The following is a 17,659-nucleotide window of genomic DNA, read 5'->3' on the forward strand; positions in this document are numbered from 1 at the left end:
TGGCCCAGAATGAAAAAACCGCCGTGACAGGCGGTTTTTTCATTCTGGGAGCCGGGAAACTCACTCCTCGCCGGAGGAGAACTCGTAGTCCATGCGCGGGCTCGGCCCCTGCAGGTACAGGCCCTGCACGTAGTTGACCCCGGTCTGCCACAGGGTGGTCAGCACGCTGGGATTGTCCACGTTGGGCACCATGGTCAGCTTGGCCTGGGCGTGCAGGCCGCTGATCAGGCTCTTGAGGTTCTCCTGCTGCTCCTCGCTGGAGAGATCCTGGATCAGGCCGCCGTCGAGCTTGACGAAGTCGACGGCCAGGTGGCGCAGGGTGTTGAAGGGGTTGAGCGCGCCGCCGAAGCGGTTGAGGGCGACCTTGCAGTGCAGCTCGGCGAGTCCCTGGCACAGGGTCTTGGCCTGCTTCAGCTGGGCGATCGCATCCGGCTCGCCGAGCTGCATGATCAGTGCGTCGGCTGGCAGGCGGGCCGCCTTGAACGCCGCACTGAGCCACGGCAGCAGCGCCGGGTCCTGCAGGCTGGCGGCGCCGAGGTTGATGAACAGGCGGGTGTTGTGGCCCTTGGCGCGGTGCTCGCCGAGCTGGCGGATCGCATTGAGCAGTACCCAGCGATCGACCTTGGCGGCCAGCCCGGCCTGCTCGGCGGCGGCGAGGAAGTCGGCGCTCGCTACCGGCTCGCCCTGCGGGTTGTTGAGGTGTACGAGTACCTCGTAGTGCTCGCGTTCGTCGCCATGCAGGCTGATGATCGGCTGGAACAGCAGCTGGAAGCCGTTGGTGTCCAGCGCCTGCTGGACCATGGCGACCAGGCTGCCGCGGCTGGCGGCGGCCGCCAGCTCCTCGGCGGGGTCGTAGAGCTTGAGGGCGTTGCCGTCGCCCAGTTGTTCGGTGCAGCGCAGGGCGCGTTCGACCACCTGCTGGCCTTGCGTGCTCTGCTCGCTGATGCCGGCCACACCGATGCTCAGGGTGATCTGCACGGTGCGCCCGCCGATGTCGAACAGGTGGCCCTCGATCTTCTTCAGCAACCCCTGCAGGGAGTCGGCGGACTGCTGCGGGGTGACGGCGGGCAGCAGGGCGGCAAAGCTGTCGTCGGTGAAGCGCGCCAGCTGGGCCCGGTCGCCGAAGTGCTGGCGCAGCAGGCCGGCGCAGTCGGCCAGCAGCAGGTCGCCGTCGGCCAGGCCGATCTCGCTGAGCAGTCCGGCATGGCGGTCGATGCGCATCAGCGCCAGGGTGGCGACACTGCCGTCGCGCACCGCCCGTTCGCTGGCCTGGTCGAGCAGCTCGAGGAAGTGCCCGCGGTTGTACAGGCCGGTGACCAGGTCCTGGCTGCTGATCTCGCGCAGTTTTTCCGCCAGCTCGGCATTGTCGCTTTCCGCGCGGATCACCACCTGGGTGCAGGGTTCGCCGTCATAGGTAGCCGGCGAGAAGGTCATCCGCGCGCGGAACTGGCTGCCGTCGTCGCGCACGCCGCCACACAGCAGCTCGGCATGCTCTTCGCTGTGCTGGTAGGTCTTGAGGAAATCCTTGAACGCGCCCTGGTCGCTGCCCTGGATCAGGTCGATCATCGGCATGCCGGCGATCTCGTCGGCGTCGCTGTAGCCGAACAGTTCGACGTAGGCGCGGTTGACGTAGATGTGCATACCGTCGTGCACATAGGTGATGGCGTCCACCGAGCTGTCGAGCAGCAGCTGGCAGCGCTTTTCCGCCTCGCGCAGCGCCACCTCGGCGGCACGGCGGCCACGGCGTTCCTCGAGGTTCTTCAGTTCACGCTGGGCCACCAGCAGCAGGCGCTCGTCGTCGGTCTCCGGCACGCCGTCCTGAGCGCCGAGCAGCATGGCTTCGGTGATCGCCTCGCTGTCGTTGTCGGCTACCCGCTGCAGGAACGGCAGGTCCTTGCCCTGGCGGCGGATGGCGTTGAGGGCTTCGCTGGGTTCGAGGTTCTCGCTGTGCTGGGCGGCAATCAGCAGGTCCCAGGTTTGCTGCAGGGTGTCGGCCAGGTCGGCGCTGGAGGTCAGGCGATGGGCGCGGGTGGCATGGCCGGAGTTGCGGAACAGGCTGATCAGGCGCTCGGCCTCGTTCTGCGAGTCCTCGAGGAGCAGCAGGCGGACGGTTTTCTTTTCAGTGGACATGGATGGCCTGGAACCAGCGCCAGACGGGCGCAAAAAACGCAAGGATTAAGGGAGTCGCGCGAAAATCTACAAGGACTCCCACAGCGAGTCAAAGCCTTCCGGGCCGGGGTCTTCAACCAGGCGCCAAGCTGTGACCGGCTTCCGCTCATGCGCCGTGGCCGTTGCCAGCGGGCGGTATTCGAACTGGTTGAAGTTGCCGCTGAGGGCATGGCGGTGGGTGAGCAGGATGGTCTGCTCGCGGCCGTCGAGATTGAGCTGCACCTTCTGCCCCTGCTGGAACGGCAGGTGCGGGGCGATCAGCAGCGCCGGACGCCCCAGGGTCGGAATCGCGCCGAGCAGCAGGCCGCGCAGATAGTGGGCGTGCTGGTCGCTGCGTTGCAGCAGGCGCAGTCCGCAGGGCTGCGCCCGCGGGGCGAGCAGCTCGATGCCCAGCTGCAGGCCGCTGCCGTGCGGCTGGCGGATCCAGCGGATCAGGGCGATGTTCCAGCCGCGCTCGCCGGGATGTTGCAGGCCGATCAGGTCGCCGGTCTGCAGCTGCTCGGGCGGGCTGGCGTCCCAGGCCAGGCAATAGCCGCCGGGGCTGTGGTTGACTACCGGCAGCTGGTGGAGCGGGTATTCCTCGCGCTCGGCCGGCGGCGTCTCGCCCTGGCGGTAGTCGATCCGCTCGCGCGGCTTGTGCAGGGCTTCGCCGTGGCGGTCGGCGTCGAAGGCGCGCGACCAGGGGTCCTGCTCGCGCAGGCGGCGCTGGAAGTCGACGCTGACCTCGTGCTCCGGCAGCTGCAGGCAGTCGGCGAAGCTGCGCCGGCCGGCGAGATGGTAGTGCAGCGCGCGGATGCCCACGCAGGCGCTGAGGCTGCCGCTGCCGGGGATGCGGTTGAAGGCGCGCTCGGCCGGGGCGCTCCAGGCGGTGCACAGGTGCTGCAGCAGATCGTCGGTGACGCCGTGCAGTACCGGCAGGCGCGCATGCACGCGCTGCTCGCGGCCGAGCAGCAGGTATTCATGCAGGGCGTCGACCAGGCTCTGCGGGTCGAGACCGAGCAGTTGCGCCGGTTCCTCTTCCTGCAGCAGGCTGGTGAAGCGCGGCGGGCTGTCGGTGGTCGGGGCGAAGGCGAACAGGCTGCCGGGCAGGCGGCTGTCCTGCAGGCGGGCCAGACGGCTCCAGCTCGGCAGGTTCTGGCCGAGGAGGAGGATGGCCTGCTGGCGCAGCTGGTTGCAGCGCGCACTGCCGAGCAGCAGGCTGGCCAGGTAGTACTGTTCGATGGTCCGCGCCGCGCCCTGGCTGGCGTGCTGCAGCGGCAGGCGCTCGAGCTGGCGGCTGGTGGCGGCGCGGTAGAGCTGGTGCAGCTCCAGCCAGAGACCCTGGCTGGGCGCGGTGTACAGCCAGGAGGACTGGCAGAGCAGCTGGTACAGCCCCTGCAGGGTGAGCAGCAGGGCGCGGGCGCTCAGCTGCTGGTTGCTGTCACCGTCGGGCAGTTGCAGGGCCTCGCTGGCGGTCAGCTTGGCGGCGCGCGCCAGTTGCTGGTGCAGGGCCTGGCACAAGGCGGCGATCTGCTGGCGGCGCGCATCGAGGATCACCACCTGGCTGCGCAGGTGCTGCTGCAGCTGGGTGCACACGTAGCGCACTTCCGGTTGCACCAGGTCGAGCAGCTGCAGGCGGTTGGCCGGTGGCGTGCGCAGGCGGGCGAGTTCCTGCAGGGCGCCGTACAGGCGCCGCGCGGTTTCGCCCAGATTGGCCTTGGGCAGTTCGCCGAGCCAGGCGCGCAGGGCCGCCGGCTGCGGCGCACAGCAGGACAGGGTGGGCAGATCCGGTGGGGTGACGCGCAGCAGGGCGTAGGAAGCGTGCAGGTCCATGGTGTGCTCGTGCGGGGCAAGCGGGACTAGGGCCGAGAGGGCACAATCGGCCTGCAGTTCGCGTCGCGGCGAGGTCGAGCCGGCAGTCTACCCGATCGCGGCGCCGGCTGGTTTTGTGCTGGATCACGGCGTGCCCTTCATCCCGCCTGTTGCGACTCCGCGGGGCTGCAGCGCTGCCAGCCGTGCTCGCTGGGCCGCACGGCAAACTGCGCCCAGGCCGCCAGCTCGGCGACCCGGCAACTGCCGTGGCTGCCGGCCTCGGCCCCGGCCAGCACGCGGTAGACCACCCGGGCGCTGCGCCCCGGTTGCCGCGGCGGCAGGCCGGTGACCTGGCGGATCGACCACCGCGCGCCCGGCTGGCCGTTGCTGTAGCAGGCGCCGGGCAGGATGTCGGTGCTGCCCAGGCGCTGCTGTTCGGCGTGCTGGTGGGCCAGCTGCATGATCTCCAGCAGGTCGTCGAAGCGGATGTCGATGTACGAGTCCAGCTGGCGCAGGGCGTGATGGATGTCTTCCGGGGCCAGCCCGGGCGGCGGCGTCGGGCGCAGCGGCTGGCGGGCCAGCGCGGCGGGATAGCGCCGCCAGGGAAACAGGCTGTTGAACAGCACGGCGACCAGCAGGATCACGCCGACGTTGAGCAGCACCGGGGTGAACAGGAACTGGTAACCGAGGGCGTGGATGCCCGGGCCGGCGACCACGCAGGTCAGCGCGGTGGCGCCGCCCGGTGGATGGATGCAGCGCGCGTAGTGCATGGCGAGGATGGCCAGAGCCACGGCCAGTGCCGGGGTGAGCGGGTGATCGGGCAGCAACTGCTGGCAGCTGATGCCGACCAGCGCGGAGATCAGCTGGCCGCCGAGCACCGCCCAGGGCTGCGACAGCGGGCCGTGCGGCACGGCGAACAACAGGACGGCGCTGGCGCCGGTCGAGGCGACCACCCACAGCGCCGCTTCCGCCGGCATCACCCAGTGGGTGACCACCCAGACCGCGCCCAGGGCGCAGAAGGCGCCGAGGGCGGAGATCAGCTTTTCCGCGTGACTGGTGGCGTCCTCGCGCCAGCCGAGGACGTGCAGCAGCCGTTGCCAGAGCGCGGCCATCGGCTGGCGGTCAGGCCTGCGGCAGGGCCAGCTGCTGGCCCATGCGCACGGCGCTGCCGGCGGCCAGGCCCTCGGCCCAGCGCACCTGCTCGGGGCCGAACAGGACGATGGCGGTGGAGCCGAGCTTGAAGCGGCCGAGCTCGGCGCCCTTGTCCAGCTGGATCGGCGCTTGCGCCGCCGTGCCGTAGCGGAAGTGCTTGAGCGCGCGCTTGGGCGGGGTGACCAGGCCGGCCCACACCGTCTCTACGCTGGCGACGATCATCGCGCCGACCAGCACCACCGCCATCGGCCCGCGTTCGGTGTCGAACAGGCAGACCACCCGCTCGTTGCGGGCGAACAGGTCGGGCACCTTCTCGGCGGTGAAGCCGTTGACCGAGAACAGCCGGCCGGGGACGTAGACCATCTCGCGCAGGGTGCCGGCCAGCGGCATGTGCACGCGGTGGTAGTCCTTGGGCGACAGGTAGACGGTGGCGAACTGGCCGCCCATGAACGGCGCGGCCATCTCGGCGTCGCCGCCGAGCAGCTCCAGCACGCTGAAGCTGTGGCCCTTGGCCTGGAAGATGCGGCCGTGCTCGATCGGGCCGAGCTGGCTGATGGCGCCGTCGGCCGGGCTGAGGATGGCGCCGGGGGTGGCGTCCAGCGGCCGGGTGCCGTCGCGCAGGGCACGGGTGAAGAAGGCGTTGAAGTGCTCGTAGGCGTGCGGGTTGCCGATCTCGGCCTCGCTCATGTCGACCTGGTAGCGGCGCACGAACCAGCTGATCAGCGGGTTCTTGAACCACGCGCTGCGGCATTCGGCTGCCAGGCCGATCAGCCGCGACAGGGTGTGGTGCGGCAGCAGGTACTGGGCGGCGAGAAACAGGCGTTCTTTGAAGTTCATGGCAGTTCCTTAGCGTTCCACCGGGGTATCGGGATGGTTGCCCCACTCCGACCAGGAGCCGGCGTAGGCCTTGATGTTCGGGTAGCCGAGCGCGCGCATCGCCATGTAGGTGAAGCCGGAGCGGCGGTGGGTCTGGCAGTGGGTGACGATCTCCCGCTCCGCAGTGATGCCGCGGGCGGCGAGCAGCTCGGCCAGGTCGCTGCGCAGGCGCAGGGCGCGCGCGCGGTCCTGGCAGTCGGTCCACTCCAGGTTGATGGCCCCGGGAATGTGCCCGCCTCTCGCCGCCAGCACCTTCTCGCCGGCGTATTCGGCCGGCGAGCGGGCGTCCCAGATCAGCAGGTTCTCATCGTCCAGGTGCTCGAGCAGGTATTCGCGGCTGGCCAGCACATCGGCGCATGGCTGCACCTCGACCGGACCGCCGACCGGAGCCGGCACCTCGGTGGACAGCTCGCGACCCTCGTCCAGCCAGGCGGTCAGGCCGCCGTTCAGATGGTGCCAGGCGCGGTGGCCGATCAGGTCGAGCAGCCAGCCGAAGCGCCCGGCCCAGGGGCCGCCCTCGTCGTCGTACAGCACGTAGACGGCGGCGGGATGGTGGCCGAGCTCGCCGAACAGCGCCTGCAGCGCGCCCCATTCCGGCAGCAGGCCGGGCGCCGGCGGCTGGCCGAGCTGGGTGCGCTTGGGATCGACATGGCGGGCGCCGGGCAGATGCCCCTCGGCGTAGCGGCTGGCGCCGCTCAGGTCGACCAGGATCAGCTCCGGCGCGCTCAGGCGGCTGGCCAGATCGCTGGGCTCGATCAGCAGCGGCAGGTCGGAAAAGGCGGACATGGCGAGCTCCGGTGGCAAATGGAAACGGGGAGTGTACTGAAATGTGCCGGCTGGCCGTAGGGTGGACACGGCCAGCCGTTGTCCACCCTACGCAGGGCTCATGCTCAATAGTCGGCCTTGGGCAGGCTGGCGAGGATGTGCCGGTAGCTGGCCAGGCGCTGCGGATGGATGCGCCCGCTCTCCAGCGCATGCAGCAGCGCGCAGCCGGGCTCGCGGTCGTGCTGGCAGTCGCGGAAGCGGCAGCGGCCGATCAGGTCGCGGAACTCGACGAAGCCGTCCTCGACGTCGGCGCGGGTGACGTGGCCGAGGCTGAATTCGCGGATGCCGGGGGAGTCGATCAGCTCGCCACCGCCGGGGAAGTGGAACAGCCGCGCGGTGGTGGTGGTGTGGGTGCCCTTGCCGGTCAGTTCGGACAGCGCGCCGACGCGCAGGTCGACGCCGGGCAGCAGGGCGTTGACCAGCGACGACTTGCCGACCCCGGACTGGCCGACGAACACGCTGACCCGTCCGTCGAGGCTGGCGCGCAGATCGTCCATGGCGCTGCCGTTGTGCGCCGAAACCTCCAGCAGCGGATAGTCGAGGGCGCGGTAGACGTCGAGCAGGGCGTCGAGCTTGGCCGCGTTGGCCTCGTCGATCAGGTCGGCCTTGTTCATCAGCAGCAGCGGGCGGATGCCGGCGTGGTCGGCGGCGATCAGGTAGCGGTCGATCAGGTTGGCGTGCGGCTCGGGCAGCGGGGCGAAGACGATGACGATCTGGTCGACGTTGGCCGCCACCGGCTTGAGCACGCCGCGCATGTCCGGCCGGCACAGCTCGGAAGAGCGCGGCAGCTGGGCGACGATCACGCCGATACCCTGGTTGCCGGCGCGCCAGACCACGCGGTCGCCGGTGACCAGCACCGGCAGGTTGGAGCGCAGGTGGCAGCGGAACACCTGGCCGGCCAGTTCGCCTTCCAGCGCCTCGACCTCGACCTGCACGCCGAAGTGGGCGATCACCAGGCCGTTTTGTTCCGGGCCGAGGTCGCCGCCTTCCAGCTCGTCCACCGCGCGCGACTCGCGCTTGCTGGCGCGGGCGGCGCGTTCTTCCTGGATCTTTTCGATGCGCCAGCTCTGCCGGCGGCTCAGTTGGCGTTTGGCCATGACGGTTCCGTATGCGATTCCGGCGGCGAGTCTAGCATGGGCCGTGCTGTTGCGACGGCCTGCTAGAATGCCGGCATACGCCGAGGAGCCCGCCATGCAGAACCCGCAAAACCTGATCTGGATCGACCTGGAAATGACCGGGCTGGAGCCCGAGACCGACGTCATCATCGAGATGGCGACCATCGTCACCGATGCCCAGCTCAACGTGCTGGCCGAGGGGCCGGCGCTGGTGATCCACCAGAGCGACGAGGTGCTCGCCAACATGAACCCCTGGTGCATCGAGCAGCACGGCAAGAGCGGACTGACCCAGCGGGTGCGCGACAGTCGGCTGAGCGAGGCCGAGGCCGAGCGGCAGACCATCGAGTTCCTCCAGCAGTGGGTGCCGCAGGGGGCGTCGCCGATGTGCGGCAACAGCATCGGCCAGGACCGCCGCTTCCTGGTGCGCTACATGCCGCAGCTGGAAGCCTTCTTCCACTACCGCAACATCGACGTCTCGACCCTCAAGGAACTGGCTGCGCGCTGGGCGCCGGCGGTCAAGGACGCGTTCAAGAAGGAGAGCAGCCACCTGGCGCTGGACGACATCCGCGACTCGATCGCCGAGCTGCGCCACTACCGCGAGCACTTCATCAAGTACTGAGCCGGGGCGCTGCGGCGTCTGCCGCCGTGGCCGCTGTGCTGCGCTGCAGCAGCTCGCCCAGCGCCTGCGCGCTCAGCGGCCGGGACAGCCGATAGCCCTGGCCGTGGCTGCAGCCATGCCAGCGCAGGAAGTCGTGCTGGGCGGCGGTTTCGATCCCCTCGGCAATGCAGGTCATGCCCAGTGAGTGGGCCATGCCGATGATGGCGATGGTCAGCGCCGCGTAGTCGTCGCCGTTGGGCAGGTCGCTGACGAACGAGCGGTCGATCTTCAGGGTGTCGAGCTTGAAGTGCTTGAGGTAGCTCAGCGACGAGTAGCCGGTGCCGAAGTCGTCCATCGCCAGGCGCACGCCCAGCCGCTTGAGGCGCTGCAGGGTGGCGCCGATCTGCTCGAGGTTTTCCGCCAGCACGCTTTCGGTCAGCTCCAGCTCCAGCAGCTGGGCCGGCAGGCCGCTGCGCCGCAGGGCGCGCGCCACCTGGCCGGCCAGGTCTGCATGGCGGAACTGCACGGCCGACACGTTCACCGCCACCGGCAGCAGCGGCAGGCCGGCGGCGTGCCAGGCCATGACCTGGCGACAGGCCTCGCCGAGCGCCCATTCGCCGAGCGCCACGATCAGCCCGCTGTCCTCGGCGATCGGGATGAACTTGTCCGGCGGCACCTGGCCGAGCACCGGGTTGTGCCAGCGCATCAGCGCCTCGCAGCCGCTCAGCCGGCCGCTCGCCAGATCGTACTGCGGCTGGTAGTGCAGGCTCAGCTCGTCGCGCGCCAGCGCCTGGCGCAGACGGTTTTCCAGCTCGAGATGCTCGCAGACCCGCTTGTTCATCGCCGCGGCGAAGAACTGGAAGTTGTTCCGCCCGGCCGACTTGGCGTGGTACATGGCGGTGTCGGCGTTCTTCAGCAGGGTTTCCGCATCCTCGCCGTCGGCCGGGCAGACGGCGATGCCGATGCTCAGGGTGATCGCCAGCTCGTGGCCGACCACGCTGTACTGGCCGCTGGTGGCCTGCAGCAGCTTGTTGGCGACCTGCACGGCCTGGTCGGCGTGGCCGAGGTTCTCCAGCAGGACGACGAACTCGTCGCCGCCCAGGCGGCTCACCGTGTCGCTGGCGCGCAGCGCCGCGGAGATGCGCTGGGCGACCTGGACCAGCAGCTCGTCGCCGACCGCATGGCCGAGCGAGTCGTTGATGTTCTTGAAGCGGTCGAGGTCGATGAACAGCAGGGCCAGTTGCTGGCCGTGCTGGCGCGCCCGCGCGACCGCCTCGTCCAGGCGGCTGCGCAGGCGGGTGCGATTGGGCAGCTGGGTCAGCGGATCGGACTCGGCCCACGCGCGCAGGCGCTCGTGGCCGGCGTCGATGTCCTGCTGGTAGCGGGCGAAGCGGTGCGACAGCCAGCGCGACAGGCCCACGGCCAGCATGAGCGCCAACGCCATCACCAGCAGCAGGGCCAGGGCGGTGGTCTTCAGGTCGGCGTGCAGGTTCTGCTCGAGGGAGAGCTGGCGCTGCGCCAGGCTGTCCTCCAGCTCGTCGAGGTACACGCCGCTGACCAGGATCCAGTCCCATTCGTCGAGGTTGCTGACCAGCGACAGCTTGCTGCTCAGCTGCGGCTCGACCAGGCTGCGCCAGTGATAGCGGGTGAAGCCGCCGCCGTTGCGGCTGGTCTCGAGAATGGTGCGGATCACCGCCTGTTCGGCGGCGGGCAACTCGTCGACCCGCCGGCCCTCGGCGGCCGGGTTGCTCGGCGACAGCAGCACGCGGCCGTCGCGGTGGATCACCGCGACGTAGCCGTTGCGGCCGATGCGCGTGGCGCGCAGCTGGCGCAGGGCCTGCTGCTGCAGCAGTTGCTCGATCTTGGACAGGTACTCGCCGCTGCCGATCAGCCAGCCGAACGGCTCGAACACCCGCACGTAGGCGATCTTTTCCGCCATGGCTCCGGGACTGTCCGGCGCGTACCAGCGGTAGCGGGCGAAGCCGCGCCGCTGCGGATTGTCGGCGGCGGCCAGCAGCTCGCGCATGATGTAGCGGCCGTCGGCATCACGATTGTCGAGCAGCGACTGGCCCTCGCGTTCGGGGTTGATCGGCAGCAGCACGCAGTTGCCGGCCAGGTCGTCGATGAAGAAGTAGCCGCTGCCGCCGAAGAAACGCAGCGGGCGCAGGGTCTCGACGATCAGCCGGCGGATTTCGCGCTCGGGGCGATGGCCCTTTTCGCGCTGGTAGAGGGCATCGGCGATCTGCAGCGCGTGGTCGACCTGCTGGCTGACGTCGTGCTTGAGCACGGCTTCGGTGCTGCGGCGCAGATGGTCGATCTGGTCGTGCAGGGTGGTCAGCGAGGACTCGAGCATGGCCTCCTGCTCGCGCTGGGCGGCGGCCTCGAGGGCGGCGCTGTCGGCGCGGAAGCTGCGCATCTGCTGCAGGGTGAAGTAGCCGCCCAGGGCCAGGGTCAAGACGAACACCAGCGCCAGCATGCCGAACAGCTGCAGGCGCAGGAGGTTGCTTTCGGTCATCGCCATGCTGCGCAGTTCCCTTGCTCGAGAGGGTCCGTGTCCCTGAACAACAGCGGGCAGGGGCGCTAGCTGGCATTCGCTGGGCTGTCAACCACAGCCTGCTGGTCCCGACGGATGGCAGTCTGTTTTGTGGTGGCTGTCACATTCTAGTGGCCTTGCGGCGTTTCGCCCAGCTCTTGAATGTCGCGGTTTCAGCCGTAGCGCTTGTGCGCCTCGATAGCCAGACCGCTGCCGATGCCGCCGAAGCGGTTGCCCTCGACCTGGCGGGCGTTGGGCAGCAGGCTCGCCACGCTGTGGCGCAGCGCCGGGATGCCGCTGGAGCCGCCGGTGAAGAACAGCGTGTCGACTTGTGCGGCGCCCACCCCGGCATCCGCCAGCAACTGGCCGATGCTGGCGTTGATGCGCGCGAGCTGCGCCGCGATGGCCGCCTCGAACAGCGCGCGGCTCAGTTCGGCGCTCAGCCCCGCCTCGATGCGGCTGAAGTCGATGCTGCGGCTGTCCTCTTCGGTGAGGGTGATCTTGCTGTCTTCCACCTGCATCGCCAGCCAGTGGCCGGCGCGCTGCTCGATCAGGCGCAGCAGGCGGTCGATGCCGGTCGGGTCGGCGCTGTCGTAGCGCATGCTTTCCAGGGCGATCTTCGACTTCTGCGCGTAGACCGCGTTGATGGTGTGCCAGGTCGCCAGGTTCATGTGGTGGCTGGTCGGCATCAGCGCGTCGCTCTTCATCCGGCTGCCGTAGCCGAACAGCGGCATCACCCCGCCGAGGCTGAGCTGCTTGTCGAAGTCGGTGCCGCCGATGTGCACGCCGCCGGTGGCGAGGATGTCGTCCTGGCGCTCGGCCAGCGCGCGGCGCTGCGGCGCCAGGCGCACCAGCGAGAAGTCGGAGGTGCCGCCGCCGATGTCGACGATCAGCACCAGTTCCTCGCGGTCGATGCCCGCCTCGTAGTCGAAGGCCGCGGCGATCGGCTCGTACTGGAACGACACGTCCTTGAAGCCGAGTTCGCGCGCCACCTCGACCAGGGTCTCGGCGGCCTCGCGGTCGGCGGCCGGGTCGTCGTCGACGAAGAACACCGGGCGGCCCAGCACCACCTGCTCGAACGGCCGCCCGGCCTCGATCTCGGCGCGCGCCTTCAGCTCGCCGAGGAACAGGCCGAGGATCTGCTTGAACGGCATCGCGCTGCCCAGCACGGTGGTGGCGCTGTTCAGCAGCGGCGAGCCGAGCAGGCTTTTCAGCGAGCGCATCAGGCGGCCTTCGTAGCCGTCGAGGTATTCGCCGAGCGCCTGGCGGCCGAAGGCCGGGCGCTGCTCCTCGAAGTTGAAGAACAGTACCGAGGGCAGGGTGTCCTTGCCGTCCTCCAGGGCGATCAGGTTGCCGGCGCCGGGGCGCCGCCAGCCGACGGTGGAGTTGGAGGTGCCGAAGTCGATGCCGCAGGCGCGGGCAGGCGTGGCGAGGGTCATGGGGAGCGGCTCCGGAAAAAACGGCCGCGCATTCTATGCGAGAGCGGCGCCGAATGGGCGCCGTTCTGTCGTTTCTTTACCGGCCGTCAGGGCTTGTCGCGGTGATGGGCCGCCATGATGTCGTCAAGGCCCAGCCCGGTGAGATCGTGGATGGTGCGCCACAGGTAGTAGAAGATCGCCATCATCATCAGCATCGAGGGGATGGCGATCATCGGGTAGCTGAGCAGGTTCATGTGCGCCAGTTCGGCGTTGAACGCCTCGCTGCCGGCCGGGCTGTTGACCAGCCAGCGGGCGAGGATGTAGTTCATCGCCGCGGAGAAGAAGAAGGTGCCGCTCAGCCAGTAGGTGGCGTTGAGCAGGCGCCGCTCGAAGGCCGCGCTGTGGCCGCGCGCCTGCAGCTGCTGCTGGATGCGCGCCACGTCGAGGACCTTCTCGTTGTACAGCAGGCTGTGGATCAGCGGCTTGCGGGTGCGGGTGGAGAACAGCACGGCCAGGCCGATGACGCCGGGGATGGTCGCCTCCTTGACCGCCAGCCAGCGGCTGTCCAGCTGCAGCAGGCCGATGCCGCCGGTGAGCAGCACGCTGACCAGGCCGAGCAGGGCGATGAAGTTGAACTTGCGGTAGCGCAGTAGCTCGAAGGCGCCCCAGCCCAGCGGGAAGGCTAGGGCGAGCAGCAGCGCGCCGTCGGCGCCGAGGCGTTCGGGGCTGCTCAGTTTCATCAGCACCGCGGAGGGCAGCAGGATGCTCACCGCCAGGTCGATCAGCGGGCGCGGCTTGTGGGTGGGGCGGGGGGATGCGGTCATGCCTTGGGTGTTGTCCATCGGGAGCCTTGAAGTGCCGGCCGGCGGCGCCGGGCTGTGCAGGTTGAGGATAATCGCGGCGCTGTCGTCTGGCGAGTGGCTTCGCGCTGTCGGACGCCGCACGGGCTCAGGCGTCCTTCTGCCGGGTGCCGAAGATCTTGTCGCCGGCATCGCCGAGGCCGGGAATGATGTAGCCGTGCTCGTTGAGGCGCTCGTCGATGGCGGCGGTGTAGATGTGCACCTCCGGGTGGGCGGCGTTCAGCGCGGCGATGCCCTCCGGCGCGGCGACCAGCACCAGGGCGCGGATCTCGCGGCAGCCGGCCTGTTTGAGCAGGTCGATGGTGGCGATCAGCGTGCCGCCGGTGGCCAGCATCGGGTCGATGATCAGCGCCAGGCGGCGGTCGATCCCCGGCACCAGCTTCTCCAGATAGCGCTCGGCCTCGAGGGTCTGCTCGTTGCGTGCCAGGCCCACCACGCTGACCTTGGCGCTGGGAATCAGGCTGAGCACGCCGTCGAGCATGCCGATGCCAGCGCGCAGGATCGGCACCACGGTGATCTTCTTGCCGGCGATCTTCTCCACCGCCACCTCGCCGCACCAGCCGTCGATGCAGCAGTCCTCCAGCGGCAGGTCCTGGGTGGCCTCGTAGGTCAGCAGGGCGCCCAGCTCCTGGGCCAGTTCGCGGAAATTCTTCGTGCTGATGTCGGCGCGGCGCATCAGGCCGAGCTTGTGGCGGATCAGCGGGTGACGGATTTCGTGCACGGGCATGGGGCGTCTCCGGGGCTGGACGGGGGATCGTTCTAGAGTAAAGCATCCGCCTCGGCCGGCGCCGCGCGCCACGGCGCATTTGTCCGCGCAGGCTTGCCGGGATGCGGGGGGATGGGTAACTTTGCCTCCCTTTGCCCCGCCGCCGCGCGGGCCCCCGAGGAGAAGCCGCCATGTCCGTCGAACTCGCGCACATCCGCCAGGTAATGGCCGAAGCCGATTGCCTGTACACCGCCGACCAGCTGGACGCCGCCATCGCGCGCCTGGCCGGGGAGATCAACCGCGAGCTGGCCGAGCGCAATCCGCTGGTGTTCTGCGTGATGAACGGCGGGCTGATCTTCGCCGGCAAGCTGCTGCCGCTGCTGGACTTCCCGCTGGAGCTGTCCTACCTGCACGCCACCCGCTACCGCGGCGAAACCAGCGGCGGCGAGCTGTTCTGGAAGGCCAAGCCGGAGGTGTCGCTGATCGACCGCGAGGTGCTGATCATCGACGACATCTTCGACGAGGGTCACACCCTGGCGGCCATCGTCGACTACTGCAAGCACGCCGGTGCCAGCGCGGTGCACACCGCTGTGCTGATCGACAAGGAGCACGACCGCAAGGCGCGCCCGGACATGAACGCCAGCTACGTCGGCCTGCCCTGCGTCGACCGCTACATCTTCGGCTACGGCATGGACTACAAGGGCTACTGGCGCAACGCGCCGGGGATCTTCGCGGTCAAGGGGATGTGAGGCTCTTGGTAGGGTGGGTTAGCCGCAGAGCGGCGTAACCCGCCATCGCGACCGCGAGGTCGCGCATGCGAATGCCAGGCCTGTGGCCTGGTTGGTGGGTTACGGCCTGCGGCCAACCCACCCTACGCTGACTCGGCCGCCGCCGACTCCGACCGCTCCTCCAGCCAGCGCATGGCCTTGCCGCGCGCCTGATCCAGGTCGTGCACGTAGGCCAGCTGGTGGTTGTGCAGGTGGATGCCGGCGCGGCGCAGCTGCAGGCGCACCCGCGAGGTGGTGCCGCTGAAGATCAGGCCGACGCGGTGGTGGTGGAAGTCGCGCAGCACGGTTTCCAGCGCCGCCAGGGCGGTCATGTCCAAGAGCGGCACCGCGCTGAGGTCGACGATCACCACCTTCAGCCCCGGGGTGAAGCGGCACAGGGTGTTCAGCGCCTTTTCCGCCGCGCCGAAGAACAGCGGGCCGCGGATCGCGTAGGCCAGCACGTGCTCGGGCAGATCCTGCAGGGCCTGGTGGAAGTGCCGCGGCAGCGGCGCGGTGTCGGTCAGCGCGCTCATCTGGCGGATGAACAGGCCGGCGGCCAGCAGCAGGCCGGCGCCCACCGCCAGCACCATGTCGAACACCACGGTGAGTACCAGGCAGGTCAGCAGCACCACCACGTCGCTGCGCGGGGCGATGCGCAGGGTGTGCATCACGTGCGGCGCCTCGGCCATGTTCCACGCCACCATCAGCAGCAGCGCGGCCAGTGCGGCCATCGGCAGGTAGCTGAACAGCGGCGCCAGCAGCAGCATGGCGGCCAGCACCACGCCGGCATGGATGATCGCCGCCAGCGGCGAGAAGGCCCCGGCGCGCACGCTGGCGGCGGTGCGGGCGATCGCCGCGGTGGCGGTGATGCCGCCGAACAGCGGGGCGATCAGGTTGCCCAGGCCCTGGCCGATCAGCTCGCCGTTGGAGTCGTGCTTGCTGCCGCTCATGCCGTCGGCGACCACCGCGCAGAGCAAGGACTCGATGGCGCCGAGCATGGCGATGGCCATCGCCGGGGCGAGCAGTTCGCGGATCAGCGCGAAGCTCAGCGGCGGGGCGTCGGGCAGCTGCCAGGGCAGGGCGAAGCCCGGCAGGTAGGGCGGGATGCCGGCATGCACGACACCGTCCACCGTATAGCTGAAGCGCTCGCCGAGGGTGGCGACATCGAAGCCGCCGAATTCCAGCAGCAGGCCGAGCAGGGTGCCCAGCGCCAGGGCGGCCAGATGGCCGGGCACCCGCGGTACCAGTCGCGGCCAGACGATCAGCACGCCGAGGGTGGCGGCGGCGATCAGCGCATCGCCGAGGTGGGCGCTGGGCAGCGCCTGCAGCAGGTTGAGCATCTGCTCGGGGAAGTGCACGGCGCTGGCGGTCACCGTCAGGCCGAGGGCGTCCTTGATCTGCAGGCCGGCGATGACGATGCCGATGCCGGCGGTGAAGCCGAGGGTCACCGGGTAGGGCACGAACTGGATCAGCCGGCCGGCCTTGAGCAGGCCGAGGGCGATCATGATCAGCCCGGCGAGCATGCTGCACAGCAGCAGGCCGCTGAGGCCGTGCTGCTGGACGATGGGCAGCAGGATGACCACGAAGGCGGCGGTCGGCCCGGAAATGTTGAAGCGCGAGCCGCCGGCGAGGGCGATCAGCGGGGCGGCCACCAGCACGGTGTACAGGCCGTGCTGCGGCGGCGCGCCGACGGCGATGGCCAGGGCCATGGCCAGCGGAATGGCGATGATGCCGACGGTGAGGCCGGCGAGAATGTCGCCGCGCAGGGCCTGGCGGCCGTAGCCGGCGCGCAGGCTCTGGCGCCAGGCGGTGAACAGCGGAACGCGTGCGAGCCGGGACATTCTTGTACTCCGTTATATTTCCCCACTGCAGGCGAGGGTAAGCCGTTTGTCGATAAACGGCTATGGGACGGAGGTGGAAGCCCCGCCGCGGACGGCATGGGGTGGCTCTTGCTGTTGTGGGAGGCGCGACCTCGCGGCGATGCGGGCCGCAGGACCGCCACAGGGCCAAGAGCATCGCCCCGAGGTCGGGCCTCCCGCAGGAGTGGCGCCTCAGCCGATCCAGCCGCTCAGCTTGGCCGCATGCCAGGCGGCGTACAGCGCCAGGGCCACGAAGCACAGCGCGGAGATGCGGTGGATCAGGGTCATCGGCAGCTTGTCGGCCGAGAAGTGCGCGGCCAGCATCACCGGCACGTTGGCGATCATCATGCCCAGCGTGGTGCCGGCGATCACCAGCCAGAAGTACTCGTACTGGGCGGCCAGCATCACCGTGGCGATCTGCGTCTTGTCGCCCATTTCGGCGATGAAGAAGGCGATCAGGGTGGTGAGGAACGGGCCGTAGCGCTTGAGGTGCGACTCCTCGTCGTCGTCCAGCTGGTCCGGAACCAGCATCCAGGCGGCGACGGCGAGGAATGAGGCGGCGAGGATCCAGCTCAGGGTGGCGTCGCTGAAGAACGAGGCGACCCACTTGCCCACCGCGCCGGCGGCGAGGTGGTTGGCCACGGTGGCGACCAGGATGCCCCAGATGATCGGCCAGGGCCGGCGGAAGCGGGCGGCGAGCAGCAGGGCGAGCAGCTGCGTCTTGTCGCCGATTTCGGCGAGGGCGACGAGGCCGGTGGGGACGAACAGGGATTGCAGGGCTTCCATCGGAGATTCCATAGGGGCGGGTCGACAAAGACATGACACGCACAGCCTGCCCGCCCCGGGTCGGCTTGTGAGTGTCATGAGTCTTGTCGAACCGGGGTGCTGCGCGGCAGCTACCGGTTGTGCGCGCCATGGTCTGCGGACCAAGTATGTTGACGCGCACGCCGCCGAATCGCTCGGCGGCAGACTACTCCCTCAGGACGGTGC

14 protein-coding genes and 1 riboswitch are annotated in these 17,659 nt (G+C 69.5%); of the genes, 2 read left to right on the forward strand and 12 right to left on the reverse strand.

What is annotated here, in order from left to right:
• Window positions 1–60: 60 nt before the first annotated feature.
• From BM297_RS08760 to rsgA, 6 genes are all read right to left on the reverse strand, one after another.
• On the reverse strand, window positions 61–2,130 hold the full coding sequence (locus BM297_RS08760; protein WP_092430306.1) for an EAL domain-containing protein: 2,070 nt from the start codon (window positions 2,128–2,130) through the stop codon (window positions 61–63).
• A 66-nt stretch (window positions 2,131–2,196) separates the two neighbouring features.
• Window positions 2,197–3,981: a hypothetical protein gene (locus BM297_RS08765; RefSeq protein WP_092430308.1), complete on the reverse strand. Its 1,785-nt coding sequence runs from the start codon at window positions 3,979–3,981 to the stop codon at window positions 2,197–2,199.
• A gap of 137 nt (window positions 3,982–4,118) precedes the next feature.
• Window positions 4,119–5,072, reverse strand: a complete 954-nt coding sequence (locus BM297_RS08770; protein ID WP_092430310.1) for an HPP family protein — start codon at window positions 5,070–5,072, stop codon at window positions 4,119–4,121.
• Window positions 5,073–5,082: 10 nt separating this feature from the next.
• Complete coding sequence (asd, locus tag BM297_RS08775; RefSeq protein WP_092430312.1) at window positions 5,083–5,949, reverse strand: archaetidylserine decarboxylase; 867 nt, start codon at window positions 5,947–5,949, stop codon at window positions 5,083–5,085.
• Between the two features lie 9 nt (window positions 5,950–5,958).
• Window positions 5,959–6,774: a rhodanese-like domain-containing protein gene (locus BM297_RS08780; RefSeq protein ID WP_092430314.1), complete on the reverse strand. Its 816-nt coding sequence runs from the start codon at window positions 6,772–6,774 to the stop codon at window positions 5,959–5,961.
• 104 nt (window positions 6,775–6,878) lie between these two features.
• Window positions 6,879–7,910, reverse strand: coding sequence for a small ribosomal subunit biogenesis GTPase RsgA (gene rsgA, locus BM297_RS08785; RefSeq protein ID WP_092430316.1), 1,032 nt, complete (start codon window positions 7,908–7,910; stop codon window positions 6,879–6,881).
• Window positions 7,911–8,004: 94 nt separating this feature from the next.
• Here rsgA and orn point away from each other — a divergent pair, with 94 nt between their 5' ends.
• Window positions 8,005–8,547, forward strand: a complete 543-nt coding sequence (gene orn, locus BM297_RS08790) for an oligoribonuclease (RefSeq protein ID WP_092430318.1) — start codon at window positions 8,005–8,007, stop codon at window positions 8,545–8,547.
• Here the strand turns inward: orn and BM297_RS08795 are convergent.
• The 4 genes from BM297_RS08795 to upp form a co-directional block, all read right to left on the reverse strand.
• Window positions 8,537–11,047: a cache domain-containing protein gene (locus BM297_RS08795; RefSeq protein ID WP_092430320.1), complete on the reverse strand. Its 2,511-nt coding sequence runs from the start codon at window positions 11,045–11,047 to the stop codon at window positions 8,537–8,539. The genes orn and BM297_RS08795 overlap by 11 nt on opposite strands.
• Before the next feature lie 185 nt (window positions 11,048–11,232).
• Window positions 11,233–12,498, reverse strand: coding sequence for an Hsp70 family protein (locus BM297_RS08800; protein ID WP_092430322.1), 1,266 nt, complete (start codon window positions 12,496–12,498; stop codon window positions 11,233–11,235).
• A gap of 86 nt (window positions 12,499–12,584) precedes the next feature.
• Window positions 12,585–13,301, reverse strand: a complete 717-nt coding sequence (locus tag BM297_RS08805) for a VC0807 family protein (protein WP_092430381.1) — start codon at window positions 13,299–13,301, stop codon at window positions 12,585–12,587.
• 124 nt (window positions 13,302–13,425) lie between these two features.
• Entirely contained in the window at window positions 13,426–14,064 is a 639-nt protein-coding gene (upp, locus tag BM297_RS08810; RefSeq protein WP_092430324.1) for a uracil phosphoribosyltransferase, read from the reverse strand.
• Window positions 14,065–14,234: 170 nt separating this feature from the next.
• Between upp and BM297_RS08815 the strand changes: the two genes are divergently transcribed.
• Window positions 14,235–14,792: a hypoxanthine-guanine phosphoribosyltransferase gene (locus tag BM297_RS08815; protein ID WP_092430326.1), complete on the forward strand. Its 558-nt coding sequence runs from the start codon at window positions 14,235–14,237 to the stop codon at window positions 14,790–14,792.
• Window positions 14,793–14,914: 122 nt separating this feature from the next.
• Here BM297_RS08815 and dauA read toward each other — a convergent pair whose 3' ends face one another.
• Window positions 14,915–16,651, reverse strand: a complete 1,737-nt coding sequence (gene dauA / locus BM297_RS08820) for a C4-dicarboxylic acid transporter DauA (protein WP_092430328.1) — start codon at window positions 16,649–16,651, stop codon at window positions 14,915–14,917.
• 210 nt (window positions 16,652–16,861) lie between these two features.
• On the reverse strand, window positions 16,862–17,446 hold the full coding sequence (locus BM297_RS08825; RefSeq protein WP_092430383.1) for a TMEM165/GDT1 family protein: 585 nt from the start codon (window positions 17,444–17,446) through the stop codon (window positions 16,862–16,864).
• Window positions 17,447–17,543: 97 nt separating this feature from the next.
• A riboswitch (yybP-ykoY riboswitch) is annotated at window positions 17,544–17,652 on the reverse strand.
• Window positions 17,653–17,659: the final 7 nt, after the last annotated feature.

The sequence above is a fragment of the Geopseudomonas sagittaria genome (genome assembly GCF_900115715.1).
Classification (GTDB): domain Bacteria; phylum Pseudomonadota; class Gammaproteobacteria; order Pseudomonadales; family Pseudomonadaceae; genus Geopseudomonas; species Geopseudomonas sagittaria.

Bases quoted from the DNA above. Each gene is read 5' to 3' on its own strand.
- BM297_RS08770 (WP_092430310.1), bottom strand. From the start codon at position 5,072: ATGGCCGCGCTCTGGCAACGGCTGCTGCACGTCCTCGGCTGGCGCGAG.
- BM297_RS08805 (WP_092430381.1), bottom strand. From the start codon at position 13,301: ATGACCGCATCCCCCCGCCCCACCCACAAGCCGCGCCCGCTGATCGAC.
- BM297_RS08800 (WP_092430322.1), bottom strand. From the start codon at position 12,498: ATGACCCTCGCCACGCCTGCCCGCGCCTGCGGCATCGACTTCGGCACC.
- BM297_RS08780 (WP_092430314.1), bottom strand. From the start codon at position 6,774: ATGTCCGCCTTTTCCGACCTGCCGCTGCTGATCGAGCCCAGCGATCTG.
- BM297_RS08815 (WP_092430326.1), top strand. From the start codon at position 14,235: ATGTCCGTCGAACTCGCGCACATCCGCCAGGTAATGGCCGAAGCCGAT.
- BM297_RS08765 (WP_092430308.1), bottom strand. From the start codon at position 3,981: ATGGACCTGCACGCTTCCTACGCCCTGCTGCGCGTCACCCCACCGGAT.
- asd (WP_092430312.1), bottom strand. From the start codon at position 5,949: ATGAACTTCAAAGAACGCCTGTTTCTCGCCGCCCAGTACCTGCTGCCG.
- BM297_RS08760 (WP_092430306.1), bottom strand. From the start codon at position 2,130: ATGTCCACTGAAAAGAAAACCGTCCGCCTGCTGCTCCTCGAGGACTCG.
- dauA (WP_092430328.1), bottom strand. From the start codon at position 16,651: ATGTCCCGGCTCGCACGCGTTCCGCTGTTCACCGCCTGGCGCCAGAGC.
- orn (WP_092430318.1), top strand. From the start codon at position 8,005: ATGCAGAACCCGCAAAACCTGATCTGGATCGACCTGGAAATGACCGGG.
- BM297_RS08795 (WP_092430320.1), bottom strand. From the start codon at position 11,047: ATGGCGATGACCGAAAGCAACCTCCTGCGCCTGCAGCTGTTCGGCATG.
- upp (WP_092430324.1), bottom strand. From the start codon at position 14,064: ATGCCCGTGCACGAAATCCGTCACCCGCTGATCCGCCACAAGCTCGGC.
- rsgA (WP_092430316.1), bottom strand. From the start codon at position 7,910: ATGGCCAAACGCCAACTGAGCCGCCGGCAGAGCTGGCGCATCGAAAAG.